Genomic DNA, 21,029 nt, shown 5'->3' on the forward strand with positions numbered 1-21,029 from the left:
TCTTTTTTTATCACTATTTATGTCCTAAAATATGCTCAATCTCATGCAAACTTAATTTACTTGCCTTAGCAATCGTTTCAAGTGGTATACCAAGATCATACATATTTTTAATCATTTGAACTTTTCCCTGCTGAACTCCTTCTTTTCGACCTTGTTCAATGCCCTGTTCAATGCCTTGTTCAATGCCCTGTTCAATGCCTTGTTCAATGCCCTGTTCAATGCCTTGTTCAATGCCTTTTTTAATTCCTTGTTTCATCCCTTGTTCCATTCCTCTTTTTATTCCTTCTGTCTCTGCATGGGCGAATTTTGCGGCTTCATCCATTAAAACTTTCTCCCTTGCATCATAGGCTTGTCGGAAAGAAGAATCTTGACTCATACGTTCCCATTTATTTATCGCTTTTTGTAAAATAGGGTCTTGGTTCATAGCAATATCCTCCAATAGTTTAGTTAAGTGCTCATCCTCATTTGCTGAAAGCAATAAAAGCCAACGAACAAATGGATCTTTCCACGGATTTACTTTTTCTTCATGCCATTGTTCAGTTAACTTTGGAATTTCTATAATGTGGATTTCAATGTCGTCACTCAGGAGTTTTTGTTGTTGTGTATTCCATAATATGCTTGTTGTATGGAAGGCTGGGTGTTCCGAAAACATTACGAAGTTTAGTAAGTTTATGGTGATGGTTTTGTGAAGTGCACTGTAGGGCATCCCTTTTTGTAGTTGAGATGTGTATAGTCTTCCCCAATAATATAAACTGCGTTTAACCATATCGTGATTATTATTGAGTTGTATTTCTACATTGACTTTTGTTCCTGTGTCTAATGTTGCTGAAATGTCTAAAATAGATAACTTATCCTCTTCATATTCCCTGTGTAAATGTGGATCTTCTAGTTGTAGAGAAGCAATGGGCGACTCTAAAGACTCTTGTAACATAGCATTTAAAAATGCAATTAGAATATCTTCGCTACCATTCGTACCAAACAATTGTTTAAATGCAAAATCAATGCGTAAATTAACTAACTGTTGGTTGAACAAAGTTTGTCCTCTCCCTTATATGAAGGTGCTTCTTTCCTTCATTGTACATAAAAAGAACTAGAGTATGCAAACAAGCCATTCTTCTATTTTATTAGAGGATGTTTAGAGATTCCTATAATTGACTACCACGAAAATTTCATATGGACTGTGTGGGTATCACTTAGTAAAGAAAGTTATGATGAAGTATTAGAAAAGTGGGATGAGAGAGGCCGAGAAAATAGTGATCCTTATTTTGGTTGGTTATCTGTAGAAATACCAGTTTATCCAGAAACACTAAATTTAAAAACAAATGTACATATAAGAGAAGTTGGAATGGCACCGTATGTTGAATTAGAGCCAACCGAGCATCCTTTAGCGATCGAACAAAGAAATGGAATTACTTTAGAGAGAGTTAAAGAAATAGAGGAAATGATCCAACAATATAACTAGATTAGAAGAGAAAAAACGAGTGCTAGCACTCGTTTTTTTATTACACAACCGCAGGATTATAAATCATCGTAAAGTGTCCTGGTAATAATTCAATGTGACAAGGTGTATGAAGCGAGCTTTCTCCATCTGTATCTACTTCTTTTTCTTCTTTCGTTTCAATATGAATGGATTTCGCTTTTACGTGGAAGATGTCATTTTCATTTGAGTCTTCAAATAGTTTCTTTCCGATGTAATCTTTAAATGCTTGAATACCTGTTGATTTGACTACGAAAATATCAAGTGTTCCGTCATCACATTTTACGTTCGGAATAAAGGATGGAATACCACCAAGATATTCACCATTTCCAACCATGACAAGGACAGCTTCGTCTTCATATACTTGTCCGTCATAAGTAATTTTTACTGGGAATGTTTCAGCATTTTTTACAGTTCGAATTGTGCTTAAATAGTAACCGATTTTACCAAGCTTTGCTTTTTCTTCTGCATCGATATTGTTTGATACTTCAGATACGAGTCCAATGCCCCAGAAGTTTAAGAAATGTTGTTCATTTGCTTTTGCAACGTCAACTGGTTTTATATGTTCTTTTGTAATAAGTTTTGCCGCTTCTGCAATGTTTTGCGGAACACCAAGTGTGCGAGAGAAGTCGTTGCAAGTTCCACCTGGAATGATTGCAAGTGTAGGTCTAGTTTCGAGAGGTGCTAAGCCATTTGTGCATTCAAATACTGTTCCATCACCACCAAAGACGATAATTAAATCTACTTTACTAGCAAACTCTTGGCAATATTTTGTTGCATCACCTTGTTTTTTCGTATGAAGGATATGTAGATCAGGAAAAGCTGCGGCAAGAGGTGGTACGATTTTCGTTAAATTTGTATGTAAGTCACCTTGACCAGCTTTCGGATTTACGATGAGGAGTACTTTTTCAAATTTTGTCTTTGTCATATTTCATCTCTCCCTGTAGTTTGTAATGGAAAGAAAGGAGCTGTTCCCATGTATTTTAGAACAGCTTCTCCCTATTAATTGGGTGCTAAGATTGTCAGTTATTGTCGGTAAGTCGATATATTTAAAAAATCGCCGATATACATTTTATGTACTATCGATTTTTTAAGTTATACGATTATTCCGTTACAACTGAAGCAATGAATGGTAAGTTACGATATTTTTCCGCACAGTCGATACCGTATCCAACGATGAATTCGTCTGGAATTTGGAAGCCAACATATTCAGCTGTTAAGTCTACTTTACGACGTTCTGGTTTATCAAGTAATGTACAGAACTTGAGTGCTTTTGGTTTATGCATAAAGAAGTGATCTTTTAGGAAATGAAGTGTTAAACCAGAATCGATAATATCTTCTACAACAATTACGTTTTTCCCAGTAATGTTTACGTCGATATCTTTTAGTAGTTTCACTTTTCCTGTTGTTTCTGTTTGATTTCCGTAGCTAGATGCAGAAATAAAGTCAATTGTTACATCATTTTTGATGTTACGAATTAAATCAGCAGCAAATACGAATGAACCTTTTAATACTGCGATAACTACAATTTCTTCTCCTTCAAAGTCACGTTCGATTTGAAGTGCTAATTCTTTAACTTTTGCTTGTAATTGTTCTTCAGAAATTAAAGTGTCTTTTATTTCAATATTCATTGTAATCCTCCTACAGTGTAAAACTTATGAACATTTCGACTGTAAAGGATAGAATAGAAAAAGTCAAAGGAGATAGTAATTTTTTACAAAGATAATGACAAAATCATCTGATGATATGATATACTAAGTTTATTAAGAAAACGCTTCCATGAAGGGTGAATATGATGAAGAAGAAACAGTACACAAGTGTAACATTTATAAAAGCATTACTTTTAACAATTGTTCTTGGCCTGTTGGCTTACGTAATTGATGTACCTGCGATTCGTATTTCATTAATTGGAATGACTTTAGTGTTAGGAGCAATTTCGCACGGTATGATGTCGCAGCTAAAAGAAGCTGGACTTGATGATATGAGAGATCATATAGATAAAAAGTAAGAAACCTTCATTATATAGAGTGAAGGTTTTTTTGTTTCTTACAAAAATGTAAGGTAGTTGTAAGGCAAATCGATAGTTGCATAAGAGCATTTTGGATAAACTATGGGTGTAAGGTAAAAGGCAAGCATATTTTAGGTAAATTAAGTTTTAGGCACTCTATATGTGAAAAAGGAGTAGGAGGGCATGGAGAAACGTTGGACGACCTTTTCTTTTTTAGCGACTAGTAACACCGTAATGCTAGATGGAAAAATGGATTTTTTGCACTTGTTTGATCGTGAAGATGATCATTCTTCTTCTAAATTTACAATGAAATGGAATAAATGGAGCGAGAGTTGTAGGTTTGAAGAAGAGGCCCCTAACGAAGAGCAAAAGATTATTTTAACAAACCCTATTAAAGCGTGGGTTGTTCAACGTCGTAAGTGTAACGTCAAAAATCACTTCAAGAAAACTGAGCCGAGACAATTAGTTATCGCTCCGGCCCGTTCTACTTCTAAATCACGCGAAAGTAACATGTAAATAATTGAGACACACACCCGAAAAAAACATCGTACATATTGCGATGTTTTTTTCTTTTTCTACAATGAAATCTTTAAATGAAATATATTTCATCTGCATCTTATATTTATATCTCTTGCTTATTCTAGTAATACATCCGATGCGAGTAGATGTGAATAAAATATAAGGAGAGAGTGAAAATGAAAAAGAAACTATTACCAATTTGTGCAATGGCACTTTTAACAGTAGGATATTCTTCAGTAGCGAGTGCGGATACTGGAACAGTAACAAAGGAAGAAGAAGCGCAAGTACAACAGGATAAAGCTAAAAAAGAAGAAGCAATTAAGGAACAGCAAAAAAGTGAAATAGAGAAAAAGCAAGCGGCACAAGTACAAGAAAAAAATGATATGGCTAAAAAAGAGGAAACAATAAAAGCTGAGAAAAAAAGTGAAGAAGAGAAAAAGAGAATAGCGCAAGAACAGTTAAAAAACGATATGGCCAAAAAAGAAGCAGCGATAAAAGCCGAGCAAAAGAATGAAGTAGCTAAAAAAGAAGAAGCAAAGCCAGTTGTACAAGGTGAAAAATTACCAAATACAGCATCAAATAATGTAGCAATGATGGGATTAAGTGCATGCCTTGTAGCGGTAGGTACATTATTTGGTTTGAATCGTCGCAATAAGATTAAAGCGTAAATAAAATATTTTCCTATAAAGAATGGGATAATTTCATATATTAAAAATGGTAGGTTACTCCTACCATTTTTGGCATGGAGGAATGAAGAATGAAGTTACTCAATTATATCGGTATCATATTGATGGCTATAGGGCTATTCATGGGATCCTATTATGCTGTGGAATGGTATAAAGGAAGAAGCTCTGCCGGGCAATTAACGGCAGAAGAAATAAAGAGCCTTAAAAATATACAAGGTACTCAACTTTCTCATGAAACACCTGTAACTTCTCAAGTGCCTTCTTCTCAAACAGAACATAAAGAAGGAGAAAAGGTAGCGATGTTAAACATACCGAAAATAAAGAAGAAGTTTTCTATATATTGGGGAGCAGATGATATGACTTTGAAAAAAGGAGTGGGTATGTTCGTTAGTGATTTAACGACAACTCCATCTGGAGGGGGACATACTGTACTGAGTGGACATCGAGATACTGTATTTACAGATTTAGAAGAGTTGAAAGAAAAGGATACCCTTGTTTTAGAGTATGATAATAAAACGTACACATATGAAATTCAAAAGACATGGATTACTCATGCGGATGATCGTACTGTTATTATAAAAAAAGAAGAACCGATATTAACACTGACAACTTGTTACCCATTTGATTATATAGGGGATGCACCAGATAGATATATTATCGAGGCGAAGTTAACTGGCAGTTATTCAAAGTGAAATTATAGTTTCTGAAAGCGAGAGGGGGATATATAAGTTATGTCAAAAAACATTTTAATTGTTGAAGATGAAGACATATTACGTGAAATATTAAAAGATTATTTTTTAAGTGAACAATATGTAGTGTTTGAAGCGAGGGACGGGAAAGAGGCTTTAGTTGTATTTGAAGAAGAAGAGGTTGATTTAGTTATTTTAGATATCATGTTGCCAGAACTCGATGGATGGTCTGTTTGCCGAAGGATTAGGAAGACGTCCGAGGTGCCTATTATTATGCTGACGGCGCGTGTAGATGAAGACGATACGTTACTTGGTTTTGAACTTGGAGCAGATGACTATGTGACGAAGCCGTATAGTCCTCCAATTTTATTAGCAAGAGCGAAACGATTATTAGAAAGTAGAAAAGCATCGAAGAAACCTTTAGAGAACGAAGATGATACGTTATCGATTCATGGCATCCATGTCCATTTTCCGTCACGTACTGTTACTGTTGATGAGGCAGATGTTAGTTTAACGCATACGGAGTTTGAAATATTGGTGTATTTCATGAAAAATCAAGGAATCGTTTTAACGCGAGAGCAACTCATTTCAAGAATTTGGGGATATGAATTTGCTGGCGATGATCGAACGGTGAATAGCCATATTCGTAATTTAAGAAATAAATTAGGAGAGAAAGCAAAGTATATTACAACTGTAGTACGAACTGGTTATAAATTTGAGGGGAATGTATGAAGAAAGGAATTGTACTAAAATTATTTACTCTTACAACAGCATTATGTATGTTGATTTTAGCGACGATATTTATTGGACAAACGATATTTTTTAAACAATATTATGCGAATCGAAAAGTGGAAGATATTAAAGTGAATTTAAATTCTTTTGAGAAGAATTATTTAAATTATGCAGGAAATGCAGAAGAAATTCAGAAACTAGAGCAAGACTTTTTAAGAGAAAATAATACGTGGATTACGACATTAGATAAGAACGGGAATTTAAAACATGCAGATGATTTTTATTTTGAAGTAACGATAGATCGTAGGCAACAAAAGAGCTTTGGACAACAAATATTTAAAATTCCCTTAGGTAATCTCGTCAATATAGAGGAAATTGATAATAAATTATCAGAGCAGTTTTTAGGGCAAGAAATTTATTTTTCTGGAGTGAGAAAAGAAGATAGTTTTATTCCATTCTCTTTTTCTTTATCTAAGCAGAATTTAAGTGGATCTAATAAACCGTTAGAAAAAGCATTTAATGAGAAAATGAGCAAATTAAATGAGGAGAAAAAGAGAGCAGTTGAGGAACAACTTGTTAAGGAAAAGAAACCAGCTGTTCAGGAGCAAGCTGCTCAGGAATTAGGCGTTTACATAGGAGGACGTGTTACAAAAGTACAGTTACCAGATGTAAAAGGTCCTGTGAATCCAATTTATAAAAATGGCATCTTCTTAGATAGCATAAAAGAATTTCAAACTAATTTATTATTAAAAGAGAGCAAGCCCATACAATATACAACACAAACAATGGACTATGAAAAAAATGATATTAAATATAAATTATTAATCAAGCCAATAGAAAAAGACGGATCAGTAACATATATTTATGCGATGGCTTCTTTACAGCCCGTAGATGAAGCTGTACAAATGGTGCAAGATTATTACATCTATATCATTGCATTTGTAGTCGTTCTTATTTTTTTAGCTTCGTTCTATTACTCAAAACAAATTGCCAAACCGTTATTAAAAATAAATGATACGACGAAGAAAATAGCACAATTAGATTTTACAGAAAAAATACCGATTACTTCAAAAGATGAAATTGGAGATTTGTCGAAAAATATTAATGTGCTATCAAATAAACTCCATTCACATATTGGACAGTTAGAAGAAGATATTGAAAAGGAAAGAAAGTTAGAAAATACACGGAAAGAATTCATTTCTGGTGTTTCGCATGAATTAAAAACACCGCTAAGTATTATGAAAAGTTGTATTTCCATTTTAAAAGACGGGGTAGCTGAGCATAAAAAAGAGTATTATTTTCAAGCGATGGAGAGAGAAGTAGACAAAATGGATACTTTAATTTTGGATATGCTTGAGCTAGCTAAATTTGAATCTGGTACATATAAAATGAAAAAGTCTGCGTTTTATATTGATACAGTAATTGAAGATATATGTGAACATCTATCTGTGGAAATAGAGAAAAAAGAACTTCATGTTCATAAAAATATACATTCATTTGAAGTGATTGCAAATCAAGGCCGGATTGAACAAGTCATCGTTAACTTCATTACGAATGCCATACGTTATACACCAAATAAAGAAGATATTATTATTTCTGCAATAGATGAGAAGGATCGTATAAAAGTTTGTATTGAAAATAAAGGTACTCACATTGAAGAAGAACAATTAGATAAAATTTGGGATCGTTTTTATCGCGTGGATACAGCTCGTCAGCGTTCACAAGGTGGGACGGGACTGGGGCTTGCTATTTCTAAAAATATTTTAGAATTACACGATGCTGAATATGGAGTGAAAAATACAGAAGACGGTGTATTATTTTACTTTTACTTACCGAAAAAAGCGTAGATAATGCATGCTACGCTTTTTTTAATTTATTTTCATATTATCTTTACCTAATCTTTATTTTTAAGCGATATAATCTGGTTAGAAAATGAGGTTATGTAAGGAGTCGATGAACCGTGCATAGCAATTGGCTAAGTATAATGGTATTTATTTTCTTTTGCGCATTTATTGTATTTTTAATTAATATTACGATATGAAAAAAGAGCGCTCATTAAGCGCCCTTTTTTTGTGTATTCATTTGATAAGCACTGATGCTTTTGAATAAGCGTGGGGAAGTGAGGAATAAAAATATAAGTAAAACTGTACATAGAATATAGGAACCAATCATTGTACTACCGTTAAATATTAAAGAATATAGGAAAGCCGATTGGCCTTTTGGTGCATATTGTCCCCAGAAAATGATACCAGCGATAAAGTGACAGAAGTAACGAGCTAGACTACCGATAAAAGTAGCGACGATAATGTATCCAATTACTTTCTTTCCTTGGTTTGGTTTTGATGAAGGTTTGTCTTTACGGCTACCTAAATTTGATTGCTCTTCGCTATTATCATTGGAAGTTAAAAGTGCTTTTTGAATTGGACGATAGAATAAACCAGCAAATCCAATGAATGCGAAAGCAACAAAGTATTCAATTAGTACTTGAATTGGTGTGACGATAATGGCATCGCCTACGACAATTTGTAATAATCCCCAAATTAGGCCCCCTAAGAAAGCCATTTTGAAGCCCCAGCGGTATGCGATAATAAAAATAGGAATCATAGCAAATGAAATGGAACCGCCTGTTGCTGATATTTTTATTGAAAGTGGTAAAATGTCGATGACCAAGGCGAAGGCTGCAAGAATAGCAGATTCGATCATCGCTTGTAAATTAGTGTTACGCATGTTGTCTCCCCCTAAATCCAAGTTGTACAAAAAAGAATAGATATCATAGGAGGATACGAAATACGTAAATAAAAATGAGGTATGTATTTCGGACGTTTGCACAATCCCTGCGTTAGCATTAACTAACAGGTTCGAAGGGTCGGAACGAAGTGTTCCCTCTCAGCGGCATGGCTCCCCCAGTGATAACGAGATTCTTTATTTGCTATTGTTTATTGTAAGCGAAATGGATGAGAATGGCAAACGAATACAGTATGACAATAATTGAAATAGAATTGTAGCGAAATGTTAATAAATATGAAGCAAAAGGGTATAGTACAAGAGAAATTGGGTGTGGTATAATTTTTTTGAAAATAATTATCATTCTCTTCTGAGGGGGAAGGTTATGAGTTTAGTAGATATTAAAATTGGAGAGAAAGTGTTAGTAAAAAGTATTCAGTCTTTAGATCAGCTATTAAAGCGTAGACTAGCTGCTTTCGGTCTTGCTGAAGGAAGCGAACTTCGCCTGAAACAGAAAGCGATGTTTAAAGGTCCTTGTACATTGGAGTGTCGTGGACAGTTAATTAGTATTCGTCATTGTGACGCGAAAATGATAAAGGTGGAATTAGCGTGAATAAGGTAGCTTTGCTAGGGAATCCGAATACAGGGAAGACATCATTATTTAATGCACTTACTGGTTCTTATGAGTATGTAGGAAACTGGAGCGGTGTAACAGTAGAAAAGAAGGTTGGTAAATTAAAAGATAGACAAGGAACATTAATTGATTTACCAGGTGTTTATGATTTAAATCCAGTTTCACGTGATGAAGGTGTTGTAACAAACTTTCTATTAACAGAAGAATTTAATCATATGTTAAATATCGTAGATTCCTCGCAGTTTGAAAGAAATATGCATTTAACGTTGCAGTTACTTGAATTTGGTAAGCCAGTCTCAATTGGTTTAAACATGGTTGATGTGGCGAAGCAAAGAGGAATTGTCATTAATGTAAAACGATTATCAGAACTATTAGGTGTAACAGTCGTTCCTGTTGTTGCAAGGAGTGGAAAAGGCTGTGAAGAACTGCTTACGACTCTTAAAGAAAATGACAAAAAAGAGAAAAAGCCATTCCTTATTTCATATGGTGTACAAATGGATGAAGGAATTGGAGAAGTAATTGCTCTTTTAGAGACAGTGAATTACGAGCATCCGAGATGGTTAGCACTTCAATTTTTAAGCAATAACGAAGTAGTAGAAAAAGAAATGAAAGCATTACCAATTTATAAGGAACTCATAGCCATTCGATCTCGCTTAGAAGGAAAACTTGATTGTACGTTAGAAGAGCACATTTACAAAACTCGTGAAGCGTATATTGAAAAGTTAAAAACAAATGTTATGAAGCATGAGAAAGAAGGAAAAATTCCTTTTTCAGAAAAAATTGATAGATTAATTACACATAAAATTTTAGGACTTCCAATCTTTTTAGCAGTTATGTTTTTTATTTTTCAGGTTACGTTTACGTGGATTGGTACACCTTTATCTGATATGTTAGATGAGTTTTTTGGTGGCCAGCTTACGGATTGGGTGACGGCTGGACTTACAAGTATTGGAGCTTCTCATTTTATTCAAGCACTCGTTACAGAAGGTATTATTGCCGGTGTTGGTGCTGTATTAGTATTCGTACCACAAATCTTTGCACTATTCTTTTTCATTTCATTATTAGAAGACTCAGGGTATATGGCGCGAATTGCAGTTGTTATGGATAGAATTATGGAGTTTTTCGGCTTAAACGGAAAAGCTTTTATTCCGATGATTATCGGTTTTGGATGTAACGTTCCAGGTATTATGGCTGCGAGAACGATTGAACAGGAGAAAGAACGTTTACTTACCATTTTAGTAACACCATTTATGTCTTGTTCAGCACGATTACCTGTATATGCATTATTTGCGGGCGTATTCTTCCCGCATAGTCAGGCGACTGTTGTATTTTCTTTATATGTTGCAGGGATTGTTCTTGCGTTATTAGTTACAAAAATTATGTCTCTTACGATTTTGAAAGCGGAAAAGTCTATTTTCGTAATTGAATTACCGCCTTACCGTGTGCCACAAGCGAAAACATTATGGCTGAGCACGTGGGAGAAAGGGAAAGGATTTGTTCGTAAAGCTGGTACATTCATCTTTGGTGGTTCGGTTGTCATTTGGTTATTAAACTATGCAGGTCCATCAGGATTTGGTGTTGATATGGGAGATAGTTACTTAGCGATGATTGGTGGATTTATCGCACCGCTATTTGCACCGCTCGGCTTTGGAACGTGGCAAGCTGCAGCATCCCTTTTAACAGGATTTTTAGCGAAGGAAGTTGTCGTTTCAACAATGGCAATTATTTATGCAGTTAAAGAAGATGTGCTTGGAAACGTAATGGGAGCACATTATACAGCATTATCAGCTTATGCATTTATGTTCTTTATTTTATTATACGTTCCATGTTTAGCGACGGTGGCTGTTATTAAACGTGAAACAGGATCAGCGAAATGGACGATTTTCTCAGTCGTTTACCCGCTTGTTGTTGCTTATGTATTAACGCTTATTATATACCAAGTTGGATCTTTACTAGGATTCTAAAAGGAGATGTATAATGATGGTCAATATTATAATTGGAGCTATCATTTTTGGTTATGCAGCATACACGTTAGTTAATTTTGTAAAGAGAAGTAAAAAAGGAAAATGCGCAGCATGTTCTTTAAATAAGTCATGTCAGTCGAAAACTTGTAGTCCAGATATGGAACAAGTTGCTCATAATAAATAGAAAAAAGCTTTGCGAATGTCGCAAAGCTTTTTTGTTTTACTTTTTAATTTTTACAAGTTGAGAAGCTTCGACGCCGTTGTAACCAGGGAATTCTTTACTTGGGTCTTTATCAAATTTTAATACACCTACAGATTTTTCATCACCTTTTACATTGTTGTAAGTTGCGTCATCGACAATCGCATACATATCTGTATATGCACGGCCACTTCCGATAATTGTGTTGCCTTCATATTTTAATTTCGCTCCATCAAGTGTAGCATTTTCTACTTTTTCTTTTGCAAATAATACACCTTGTTCTGTTGTTACAGCTGGTAATTTATCAAGTGGTTTCGTGTTGTCTTTTTCATCAACTTTGCTAAGTAACTCTTTTTTCACTAGTTCCTCACCAGTTTTCTTATCCATTACAAGAACTTTTTTACCATCTAATGTTGTCATTTTCATTTTATAGAAGTCTTTTTCTTTCACTTCTTTTTTGTTTTTATCTGTAATTTGCTGAACTTGTTCTTCTGAGCCGTACAGTACAAAACCGTTCGCTTTCTCTCCTAATAAAGAACAACCTGATAATGCTCCAAGTGAAATTGCTGCTGCTAATCCGATTCCTACTAATTTTTTCATGATGATTTCTCCTTTTATATGTTTTATATTAAATACAATTTTTGTATTATTGCTTACAAGTGAAGAAGCTTGTTTGTTGCTTCTGGTATTAGTGTATAAGAAATATTAGAATGCAACTATCGAGTTAGCTTACAGTAACATTACACTTATGTAATTTAGTGAAATTGCACAAAAGTAAGTTAATTTCAAAGAGGAATAATGAGAATATATTAGAAATACAATATTGTATATAGAATGTCATATTATAATGGATGTATTTTGGAAATAACATGTAAGGACATATTAGTTTTGTTATAATAAACACATAGGCTGTAAAAATGAATATTCTTTACTGTAAAGGGAGATTTTTCAGTTTTCCAAGTAGTGAATTTGAAATATGAGGTATATCATAGGAGGAATTTAGATGTCTGTATTTAAACGATTAAGAGATTTAACAATGTCAAATGTGTATTCGTTAATTGAGAAAGCGGAAGATCCAGTTAAGATGACGGATCAATATTTACGCGATATGCAAGCGGATGTACAAGAAGCTGAGAAAAGTGTAGCAGCTCAAATCGCGCTTGAGAAGAAATTCAAAATATTATTTGAAGAGCAAGAAGCACTTGTGAAAAAACGTGAAGAGCAAGCTCATATGGCTGTTCAAGCTAATAACTTAGATCTTGCGCGCCGTGCACTAGAAGAAAAACAAAATGCGGAGCAAAAGATGAATGAGTATAAAGCAAGCTATGAGCAAAATAAAGCTGCTGCTGATAACCTGCGCCTAAAGCTAGAAGAAATGCGTAAGCAATTAAATGAGCTGAAAAATAAACGTGAGACACTTGTAGCGCGTGTAAATGCGGCGAAAGCACAAAAGAATATTAATCAGGCGATGTCTGGATTTGATTCAAACTCAGCAAAAGCTGGTTTAAGCCGTATGGAAGAGAAAGCTCTTCAATTAGAGGCTGAAGCAGAAGCGAGCGGTGAAGTTTATAAGAAAGAAAAATCATTAGATGATGAATTCGCAAGCTTAAACAAAAATTCTGCTGTTGACGATGAATTAGCTCGTATTATGAAGCAGTATGAGAAATAATATAGAATAGAGACAAATGAACCGACATGTCTAAATATATTCATGTCGGTTTTCTATTATATTTAGAGGAGGTTTTGCAATGACATGGACAAATGTATTAGCCATGCTTGTATGGACTGGAGCGAGTGCAGTACTTTTATTTGCAATTATGTGGGTTGATTCAATTTTTACAAAATACAATGATTTAAAAGAAATCAAAAATGGAAATACAGCTGTAACAACTCGTTTTATTATGAAATTATTTGCACAAGGGTACATTTTATCTCAATCAATTACGAAAGCAAATGACTTATGGCAAGCACTTCTTGCATCAGCAGTTTCTTTCGTTATTTTATTAGTGGTAGAAATGTTTATCGAATTCGTATTAAAGAAAATGTCTGGTCTTGATTTAGAAGAAGGTACGAAAGAAGGCAGCGTTGCACATGCGATGTTAGCTGGATCATTACATATTGTTGGTGCACTTATTTTAGGTGCTTGTTTATAAAGAGAAAAGGAGGGGTAAATCATGAGTTTATTTAAACGAATTAAAAATATAATGAAAAGCCCAGAGCCACCGAAGCCGGAAAAGAGTCTTTTAACGTTAGCTCCTGGCGATATGATTGAAGTGTCATTAGTTATGTATGAATTAATTGGGAAAACGAGTATGCATTCGCGTAAGGAAATTGTTTTGACATTGCAAGATGGAAAAGACATTCGTTATTTAAAAATTGAAGATCGTGAAAATACGTATTACAAATTATATACACCAATTGATGGTCGCTTAGATTCAATTGATGAAATTCCGACGACAATTGAAATGGATGATACCGAGTACCATATGGAAGAACAATATAACGGACGTGTTGTTGTGATGGGAAAAACTCCATTCTCAGCTTCAGAAGAACAGTACGTATGGGAATTCCAATCAGACAATCGAAAATTATTGCGTATTGAATGGCAAAATGGTCGCACAATGATGTATGAGGGAGAAGCAATCATTCCTGCTGATGTACAAATTATAAGAGCAACGTAAGGGGGCGTAATCATGTCAAACCGATTGTTTACCATGATTAAATCGTTTGTAATCCCTATACTTGCTATCGTTATATTACTTGTTGTTGCTGGTTATGCCTTATCAGGTTGTCAAGGCGGGCAGACAAAGTCGATTCAAGACCGTTATCCACTTGAATCTGTTGCCAAGGAAGGTAAACAAGAATCTTACGTGTATAGGGCCGCCAATCGGTCAGTTCCTGAAGTAGCGAAGGAACTCATTAACGAAAGAGAACCGAAGCAAGCATCTAAAGAAGACGAAAATCAAATGTTCCTCGTTTATTCTGATAAGATTTATAACCTGCAAAAGGATAAAGAGAAACCATCTGATACGTTAATTGAAATAAGTAATAAAGAATTTGTCCGTCAAAATTACCAACCGTCCTTCTTGCAAGGATATATTATGGGTAGCATATTAAACGATATATTCGGTTCAAAAAGATCATCATCCGGTGATTACCGAGGATATAATGACAGACAAAATCATCAACCAGTTATTCCAGAAAGACCACCTACAAAAGAAGAAAAGAAAACCCCACCTCCAATTACGAAGGAAGGGAAAGGGTCTATCATTAAGCGAGGCGATAATGTAGATTCGAAACCATCAGTAGGTGATAAGGGAAGTATTACTGAAAAAGGAAGTAATACGACGCCCCCACCTTCTACTGGAAGCAAGGGGAAAATTACGAAAACACCAGGCGGTTCAAGCGGATCAGATGTGAAGCCAAAATCATCTATTAAAACGCCGCCAAGGAATACATCTCCTCCGAAAACGAGGGTCGGTGGTTCAGGAAAGATTACGAAGAGAAGATAGTGTAGAGACCGAAAAGTGTAAATTGCTTTTTGGTCTTTTTTTGTTATGGGAATTAATCCCTTTCAGTTGGTACGATTTAGGCATAAGGGGGGAAGTAAAAGTATATCAGCGATTATTAGAATATATCGACCACAACTCAAAATATATCAGCGATTATTGAAATATATCGACTTACCGACAAAAACTGACAACGATAGCAACTTAATAATAAAAAGAGGGTGTGCCAAAATTTTGGCACACCCTCTTTTTCATAACGATTAATGAATATCACGTTTCTTGAAATTACCGCCTTTTACTTCTGCTACGTCATAAACTGTAATAAAGGCGTGTGGATCGATTTCATTAATAAGTTCTTTCATTTTACTTTCTTCTAAACGGTTAATTACGCAAGAAATTTCTTTGAATTTCTCTCTTGAATAACCACCGTATACTTCGTTATATGTTGCACTTCGGCCTAAACGATCGCGAATTGTTTCTACCATTAATTCAGGCTCTTTTGTAATAATTTTAAATGCTTTTGAACCACTTAAACCAACTTCAACGATATGAATCACTTTCGAAGCGATAAAGTAAGCAATTGCCGAAAGGATAGCTCCTTGAAGACCGAATACCGTTGATACGAAAATAAATACGAACATGTTTAAGAATAAAATAAGGTCACTCGTTCCAAATGGTAACTTACGAGAAAGCAATACAGCAAGCATATCGATTCCATCTAATGCCCCACCGTTACGTAATGCTAGTCCCATACCAAAACCGATGATAATACCACCAACAACTGTAACTAATAATGTATCGCCTTCAATAATAGCTGGTATTCCGTGCATGACAACGGTACCTACTGCTAATGAAGCAATTCCGATAATAGAATAAATCGCAAAGCTTTTACCGATTTGCTTATACCCTAACCAAACGAAAGGAATGTTAATAACTGCGATTAGAGCTCCTAATGGCAATCCAAATAATCTTGAACTAACGATACTTAAACCAGTCACACCACCGTCTGATACGTTATTTGGAATTAATACTGCTTCTAATCCGTACGCTGTGATAAATGCCCCAATAATAATCATCAAAGCTTTTGAAGCAATTTTTAGCTTATTGGGCTTGTTTTTGATAATTTTCTCCATATAATTTCCTCGTTTCAAACTAGTTTCTTATTTGTTACGTCATTCACACCTAAATTTTATTTTAACATTTAATTTGAAAAAATTCTCCTTTAATGGATGTATGCAGGGAATATTATCACCATATTATCTTTAAAATATTTTTGAAATCAGTATAAGAAATCCCATCCTTTCAAAGGATGGGATGCTATTAAGAAAATATAAAACTAAGTATTGATACGAATAAAGCGAAACCTAAAATAGTTCCACATATTTTCATATGGCGCTTACGTCCCATTACGACAATCGCAACATATTCGCGAATCATTGCGTTAGGCCAGTAATAAAATGCAGTTTTTGACCCGATTCCTTGGCTATTAAGACCAGCTTGTCTAGCGTATATGCCAGCGCGGAAAAGGTGGAAATTATTTGTGGTAAAAATACTTTTATATTTACCTTCAGGTTTTAAAGAATCCATAATTTCTTTAGAGAACAACATATTTTGATATGTGTTTACAGAGCGATTTTCTTGCACCGTATGTTCAAGAGGAATTCCTTTTTCAACAGCATAATTTTGCATTGCTTCTGCCTCTGGAAGACCTTCATCTGGACCTTGACCACCAGAGAAAATAATTGTTGGTGGTGTATTTACAGCTGCTTGTTTCCAATAGAAGTCGATAGCTTTATTAATGCGGCTTGCAAGTAATGGTGGTACTTTATCATTAATTAAGCCGCTACCAAGAACGATGATGAAATCTTGATTACGTCTTGGTCTGTTGAATTGGTATAAAAAATATGCGCTTAAGAAGTTAGATAAGTGTATAAAGAAATAGAAGCTTATAAGAGAAATAGCTGCAAAAATAGGCTCTAAATGCGATGAGACCAAACTTGCTGGGTTTATAATAGGGAGTAACATAAAGAATAACATCCCTAAAGCAGCAAGGAGTGTTAAACAGTTAGTGAACCGTCTTCCTTCTCGCTTCATTAAAATTCTAGCATTAAGAAATAGCCCAAACATTAAAGCAACAATACCGAAAGGAAGCATAATAAGAAGTGCTAAAATAGGTAAAATTATAATATAGCGTAGGACATCACTACTTGAATTTACAGATATAATCACACAAAAAAGAAGGAAAAAACAGACAAAGGAATTAAATAAAAAGCCGTTTATTATTTTTCTCGGATCTTTTAAATATGAGATAAGAAAAATAATAAATAATATAAGAGGAATAATTCCGAAATACATCATAAATATAGTACACCTCAATTTGTATAAGAATTTGACATACCTTTTATATTACATGATTTTATAAGTGAAAATGAAAGAAAAAGGATTTTGAATTTTCTCAATAAAATATATGGATACATATGTTACAATATATTCAAAGCGATATATTAAAAGTAAAATGGTTGAAAAGGCACTCAATAGAGTGCTTTTTCTTTTTGTATGCAATTGTGCATATTATATTTTTTTTCAAATGAAGAGGATTACAATATAATTTGTAGACAGACTTTATAAAGCAGAATTTAATACAAACATTTCCCTCTACTTTTTGTATCTAACAATCGTATAACAATAAATAATTCTGTTTTATAGTGTCTGTTTTTGAAAGGTGTCTTTTTTGAAGGCACCTTTTTTTATTAGTATAGATAGTTTTCACTGTTAGCATAGTGTAAACTATCTATACTAAACATTAGCAATCTTCCGTATAAATATTATCAATTTACTATATATTCCAGTGGTGTTAACCTACATATGAAAGGCTTTCTTTTTCAAAATATTACCCCTAATAAAATTTTGAAGAAGTCAACTGTCTCCAAACTTGTCTTTATGCTTAAAGAAAAAGCACTCAAATTGAGTGCTTTTTCTTATTGAAACATGCTATTTTTCTAGGCGATTTTCATAAAATAAAAGTAAAGAAATGAAAGTGGGTGACAAAATGCCGGCAGTTGTGGAAGGTGTTATTATTGAAAACTGCAATGGAACAATTAATGTAGGGGATAAATATAACGTACAGCCGATTGAAAAGACGAAAGCTTATAATGGATCGGGATCATCAAATACAGGAATGAAAGTACAAACGTTTAGCGGGATTAGTACGGCGGATGTAAGGGATAATGATGCGTATGATCAAGTTATTCAATCAACGTTATAATTTTAAAATGCAAAATTGCATAAAGTAACATGTTTGTTGTATGTTACACTCTAGCTGTGAGCTGTTAATGATTCTTCTGTATTATAGTTGTTAGATTAGAAATATAACATCTTATCGAAAATCATACGTACAAAAAAAGACACTTCAAACGAAGTGTCTTTTTTTACTTTAGTGATACCCTTTAGCAGAGTCTTTATGAATTTTATTTTTAAAAATACTGTAGCTCCAAAGCTGATATCCAATAACGATTGGTACCATAACCATTGCAACGAAGAACATAATTTTTAAGTTTAATTGACTACCAGCTGCGTTATATAACGTTGTACTGTATGCATCGTTAATACGAGATGGTAACATTCTTGGGAACATACCTGCAAAGCCAGTTGTCATAAACATTGCGATTGTTAGGCAAACGAATGTGAATGCAAGGCCAATTTTATGTTTGTACACCATAATAAGTGCGAGTACACTCATTAGCATTGCAAGTACTGGAAGAATGAATAGTACCGGATATTCCGTAAAGTTTTGGAATAAGTTTGTCCGATTAGCAGTTGCTACATAGAAGATAGCTAAAATAATAGCAGCTGCCATTGAAAATGGTCTTGCGATTTTATAAGCACGATCAGATACTTCACCAGTCGTTTTAATCATGACCCAAAGGGCACCGGATACGACAAATATAGCAGTGAAGAAAAGACCACCTAATATACCGTAATGGTTTAGTAAGCTAAGTAAATTTCCTTCATAGCCATTTTTTCCGATTTGTAGTCCGTAATAAAGATTAGCGAACGTAACACCGAATAAGAAGGCGATTAGGAAACTGCCAATTGCAAATGCCCATTTACAAGTTTTTTGCCAAATTGGTGAATCATCTTTATGCATGAATTCCAGTCCAGCGGCACGAGCAAATAGTGCAAGTAATACTAAGAATAACGGTGTATATAAATAACTAAACATATTAGCATATGTGACTGGGAAGGCAGCAAATGTTGCGCCACCAGCTGTAATTAACCATACTTCATTACCGCCCCAGAACGGGCCAATTGCTTCTTGTAATTGATTTCGTTCTTGTCGGTCTTTCGTAACGAAAGGAAAAATCATTCCGTTACCAAGTGCATACCCGTCAAGAATGAAGTAAACTGTCCAAATCACGCCCCATAAACCGAACCAGATGATTGCAAGCATATCATGAGACATGAGCTACACCTCCCTCAGTAGCAGGTTCTTCTAATGCGGCAGGTCCTTTTTTCGCGAACTTCAGCATTAAGTATACGTCTGCGATTAAAAGTAAAGTGTAGAATAAAATTAAACTAATTAATGAGAACCAAATTTGCGGGACAGATATAGGTGATACAGATTCTGCTGTACGCATTAGTTTATATACTGTCCATGGTTGACGACCTACTTCAGCGACAATCCATCCTGCGTTAATTGCGATATAAGGAAGTAAGACAGACCATATTGTAATTTTCAAATAACGTTTTGAGTTTTCTAGTTTTCCTTTTCGGTTTAAATAGAAGCCATACCAAGTTAATGCCATAAAGAACATGCCGAGTGCAACCATTAAGCGGAAGCTATAATACACGAGGTTAACATTTGGACGTTCATCTTTCGGAATATCTTTTAAACCAACAATTTCGCCATTAAATGAATTTGTGTAGAAGAAGCTTCCGAGTTTTGGAATCGTAAGGAATTCAAAGTTCTTCTCATTTTTTACATCAGGAATTTGAACAATTGAGAAGCCTTGTCCTTTTCCAGTTTCCCAAACTGCTTCCATCGCAGCACCTTTTGCGGGTTGATATTTAGCTGCTGATACACCAGATTGATGTCCCATAAACGGTGTAATTGTTGCGGCGAATAAGCCTAACATTAAACCAAACTTAAATGATTTTTTGAAGAATTCTACTTCATTTTTACGTAATAAGTGATAAGCACTAATTGCCATAACGAAGAAAGCACCTACGATATAACAACCAACTACAGTATGGAAGAACATGTTCCAAGCGTATGGATTCGTAACGAGTGCCCAGAAATCATTTAATTCAGCGCGGCCGTTACGCACGACGTATCCAACAGGGTTTTGCATAAAGCCGTTTGCTGTAATAATCCAAAGGGCGGAAATGTTTGTTCCAAGTGCAACCATCCACATACAGAAGGCACGGAACTTTGGTGAAATTTTGTCTTTACCGAATAACCATATTCCCATGAAAGTAGATTCTAAGAAGAAGGCAACGAGTGCTTCGATTGCGAGAGGTGATCCGAAAATGTCTCCCATATATTTGGAGTACTCAGACCAGTTTGTTCCAAATTGGAATTCCATCGTAATCCCGGTTATAATCCCCATTACGAAGTTAATTGTAAATAATTTACCCCAGAAATTTGCCATTTTACGGTATGTTGGATTCAATGTGCGGGCGTATTGAGTTTCCATACATGCTACTAAAATGACAAGTCCGATTGTCAAAGGTACAAATAAAAAGTGATAAAAAATAGTAATTGCAAATTGAAAACGACTCAGTAACAGAACGTCGGACATAATAAATATTCACTCCTTTTTTACATTATCTACAATCAGTTTATAGTGAAAATACGTTTAAAGTATGTGAAACTTGTTACAAAGATG

General features: G+C 34.6%; 23 protein-coding genes, 1 pseudogene and 1 riboswitch. Of the genes and pseudogenes, 15 read left to right on the plus strand and 9 right to left on the minus strand.

The annotated features are described in order from the left end of the window. Positions 1-13: 13 nt before the first annotated feature. Positions 14-1,033 (minus strand): Rpn family recombination-promoting nuclease/putative transposase, encoded by a 1,020-nt coding sequence (locus tag B9A45_RS05135; RefSeq protein WP_053514585.1) that lies wholly within the window; start codon positions 1,031-1,033, stop codon positions 14-16. An 84-nt stretch (positions 1,034-1,117) separates the two neighbouring features. Here B9A45_RS05135 and B9A45_RS05140 point away from each other — a divergent pair. Continuing rightward, positions 1,118-1,462: pseudogene (locus B9A45_RS05140) on the plus strand (DUF2199 domain-containing protein); the annotation flags it as partial. A 40-nt stretch (positions 1,463-1,502) separates the two neighbouring features. Here B9A45_RS05140 and B9A45_RS05145 read toward each other — a convergent pair. Together B9A45_RS05145 and hpt are read right to left on the minus strand one after the other, a co-directional pair. Then, positions 1,503-2,405 carry a diacylglycerol/lipid kinase family protein gene (locus B9A45_RS05145; RefSeq protein WP_000167895.1) on the minus strand — a complete coding sequence of 301 codons (903 nt, stop codon included), beginning with the start codon at positions 2,403-2,405 and terminating at the stop codon, positions 1,503-1,505. 175 nt (positions 2,406-2,580) lie between these two features. Continuing rightward, positions 2,581-3,108 (minus strand): hypoxanthine phosphoribosyltransferase, encoded by a 528-nt coding sequence (gene hpt / locus B9A45_RS05150; RefSeq protein WP_001019298.1) that lies wholly within the window; start codon positions 3,106-3,108, stop codon positions 2,581-2,583. A 161-nt stretch (positions 3,109-3,269) separates the two neighbouring features. Between hpt and B9A45_RS05155 the strand changes: the two genes are divergently transcribed. The 6 genes from B9A45_RS05155 to B9A45_RS05180 all read left to right on the plus strand — a co-directional run bounded on the left by B9A45_RS05155 (position 3,270) and on the right by B9A45_RS05180 (position 7,958). Then, the gene (locus B9A45_RS05155; protein ID WP_002001286.1) at positions 3,270-3,485 is read left to right on the plus strand and encodes a hypothetical protein; all 216 of its coding nucleotides are present in this window, start codon (positions 3,270-3,272) and stop codon (positions 3,483-3,485) included. 183 nt (positions 3,486-3,668) lie between these two features. Next, positions 3,669-4,001 carry a hypothetical protein gene (locus tag B9A45_RS05160; protein WP_000415613.1) on the plus strand — a complete coding sequence of 111 codons (333 nt, stop codon included), beginning with the start codon at positions 3,669-3,671 and terminating at the stop codon, positions 3,999-4,001. A gap of 179 nt (positions 4,002-4,180) precedes the next feature. After that, positions 4,181-4,672 carry an LPXTG cell wall anchor domain-containing protein gene (locus tag B9A45_RS05165; RefSeq protein ID WP_000728022.1) on the plus strand — a complete coding sequence of 164 codons (492 nt, stop codon included), beginning with the start codon at positions 4,181-4,183 and terminating at the stop codon, positions 4,670-4,672. A gap of 89 nt (positions 4,673-4,761) precedes the next feature. After that, entirely contained in the window at positions 4,762-5,382 is a 621-nt protein-coding gene (locus B9A45_RS05170; RefSeq protein WP_000771596.1) for a class D sortase, read from the plus strand. Between the two features lie 39 nt (positions 5,383-5,421). Then, on the plus strand, positions 5,422-6,111 hold the full coding sequence (locus tag B9A45_RS05175) for a response regulator transcription factor (protein WP_000041848.1): 690 nt from the start codon (positions 5,422-5,424) through the stop codon (positions 6,109-6,111). Continuing rightward, positions 6,108-7,958, plus strand: a complete 1,851-nt coding sequence (locus B9A45_RS05180; protein ID WP_000715405.1) for a sensor histidine kinase — start codon at positions 6,108-6,110, stop codon at positions 7,956-7,958. The genes B9A45_RS05175 and B9A45_RS05180 overlap by 4 nt, the downstream gene beginning before the upstream one ends. A 208-nt stretch (positions 7,959-8,166) precedes the next feature. On the opposite strand, the gene B9A45_RS05185 is transcribed toward B9A45_RS05180, so the two are convergent. Continuing rightward, positions 8,167-8,838 (minus strand): energy-coupled thiamine transporter ThiT, encoded by a 672-nt coding sequence (locus tag B9A45_RS05185; protein ID WP_084063905.1) that lies wholly within the window; start codon positions 8,836-8,838, stop codon positions 8,167-8,169. A gap of 86 nt (positions 8,839-8,924) precedes the next feature. After that, positions 8,925-9,026, minus strand: a riboswitch (TPP riboswitch). Positions 9,027-9,220: 194 nt separating this feature from the next. Between B9A45_RS05185 and B9A45_RS05190 the strand changes: the two genes are divergently transcribed. The 3 genes from B9A45_RS05190 to B9A45_RS05200 are packed head-to-tail and all read left to right on the plus strand — an operon-like array spanning position 9,221 to position 11,617. Next, entirely contained in the window at positions 9,221-9,448 is a 228-nt protein-coding gene (locus B9A45_RS05190; RefSeq protein WP_000060512.1) for a FeoA family protein, read from the plus strand. Further along, positions 9,445-11,433: a ferrous iron transport protein B gene (gene feoB / locus B9A45_RS05195; RefSeq protein WP_084063906.1), complete on the plus strand. Its 1,989-nt coding sequence runs from the start codon at positions 9,445-9,447 to the stop codon at positions 11,431-11,433. The genes B9A45_RS05190 and feoB overlap by 4 nt, the downstream gene beginning before the upstream one ends. 13 nt (positions 11,434-11,446) lie before the next feature. After that, the gene (locus B9A45_RS05200; protein ID WP_000989593.1) at positions 11,447-11,617 is read left to right on the plus strand and encodes a FeoB-associated Cys-rich membrane protein; all 171 of its coding nucleotides are present in this window, start codon (positions 11,447-11,449) and stop codon (positions 11,615-11,617) included. A 36-nt stretch (positions 11,618-11,653) separates the two neighbouring features. Here B9A45_RS05200 and B9A45_RS05205 read toward each other — a convergent pair whose 3' ends face one another. Beyond that, positions 11,654-12,232: a lipoprotein BA_5634 family protein gene (locus tag B9A45_RS05205; RefSeq protein WP_000737502.1), complete on the minus strand. Its 579-nt coding sequence runs from the start codon at positions 12,230-12,232 to the stop codon at positions 11,654-11,656. Positions 12,233-12,635: 403 nt separating this feature from the next. Between B9A45_RS05205 and B9A45_RS05210 the strand changes: the two genes are divergently transcribed. The 4 genes from B9A45_RS05210 (at position 12,636) to B9A45_RS05225 (ending at position 15,144) form a co-directional block, all read left to right on the plus strand. Then, entirely contained in the window at positions 12,636-13,301 is a 666-nt protein-coding gene (locus tag B9A45_RS05210; protein WP_000110280.1) for a PspA/IM30 family protein, read from the plus strand. Positions 13,302-13,380: 79 nt separating this feature from the next. After that, on the plus strand, positions 13,381-13,785 hold the full coding sequence (locus tag B9A45_RS05215) for a DUF350 domain-containing protein (protein ID WP_000220321.1): 405 nt from the start codon (positions 13,381-13,383) through the stop codon (positions 13,783-13,785). A 21-nt stretch (positions 13,786-13,806) separates the two neighbouring features. Next, the gene (locus B9A45_RS05220; RefSeq protein WP_000051746.1) at positions 13,807-14,313 is read left to right on the plus strand and encodes a DUF4178 domain-containing protein; all 507 of its coding nucleotides are present in this window, start codon (positions 13,807-13,809) and stop codon (positions 14,311-14,313) included. A gap of 12 nt (positions 14,314-14,325) precedes the next feature. Next, positions 14,326-15,144 (plus strand): DUF4247 domain-containing protein, encoded by an 819-nt coding sequence (locus B9A45_RS05225; protein ID WP_000071185.1) that lies wholly within the window; start codon positions 14,326-14,328, stop codon positions 15,142-15,144. 257 nt (positions 15,145-15,401) lie between these two features. On the opposite strand, the gene B9A45_RS05230 is transcribed toward B9A45_RS05225, so the two are convergent. Both B9A45_RS05230 and B9A45_RS05235 read right to left on the minus strand, forming a co-directional pair. Further along, complete coding sequence (locus B9A45_RS05230; protein WP_000411244.1) at positions 15,402-16,274, minus strand: YitT family protein; 873 nt, start codon at positions 16,272-16,274, stop codon at positions 15,402-15,404. Positions 16,275-16,461: 187 nt separating this feature from the next. Further along, a complete protein-coding gene (locus tag B9A45_RS05235) occupies positions 16,462-17,499 on the minus strand; it encodes a YdcF family protein (protein ID WP_000990101.1) in 1,038 nt (345 codons plus the stop codon). A gap of 673 nt (positions 17,500-18,172) precedes the next feature. Here B9A45_RS05235 and B9A45_RS05240 point away from each other — a divergent pair. Continuing rightward, positions 18,173-18,406, plus strand: a complete 234-nt coding sequence (locus B9A45_RS05240; RefSeq protein ID WP_002062565.1) for a spore germination protein — start codon at positions 18,173-18,175, stop codon at positions 18,404-18,406. 168 nt (positions 18,407-18,574) lie between these two features. On the opposite strand, the gene cydB is transcribed toward B9A45_RS05240, so the two are convergent. Further along, the gene (cydB, locus tag B9A45_RS05245) at positions 18,575-19,603 is read right to left on the minus strand and encodes a cytochrome d ubiquinol oxidase subunit II (protein WP_000017662.1); all 1,029 of its coding nucleotides are present in this window, start codon (positions 19,601-19,603) and stop codon (positions 18,575-18,577) included. Next, positions 19,593-20,942 (minus strand): cytochrome ubiquinol oxidase subunit I, encoded by a 1,350-nt coding sequence (gene cydA, locus B9A45_RS05250; RefSeq protein ID WP_001286194.1) that lies wholly within the window; start codon positions 20,940-20,942, stop codon positions 19,593-19,595. The genes cydB and cydA overlap by 11 nt, the downstream gene beginning before the upstream one ends. Positions 20,943-21,029: the final 87 nt, after the last annotated feature.

It is taken from the genome of Bacillus sp. JKS001846 (assembly GCF_900176455.1).
Classification (GTDB): domain Bacteria; phylum Bacillota; class Bacilli; order Bacillales; family Bacillaceae_G; genus Bacillus_A; species Bacillus_A cereus.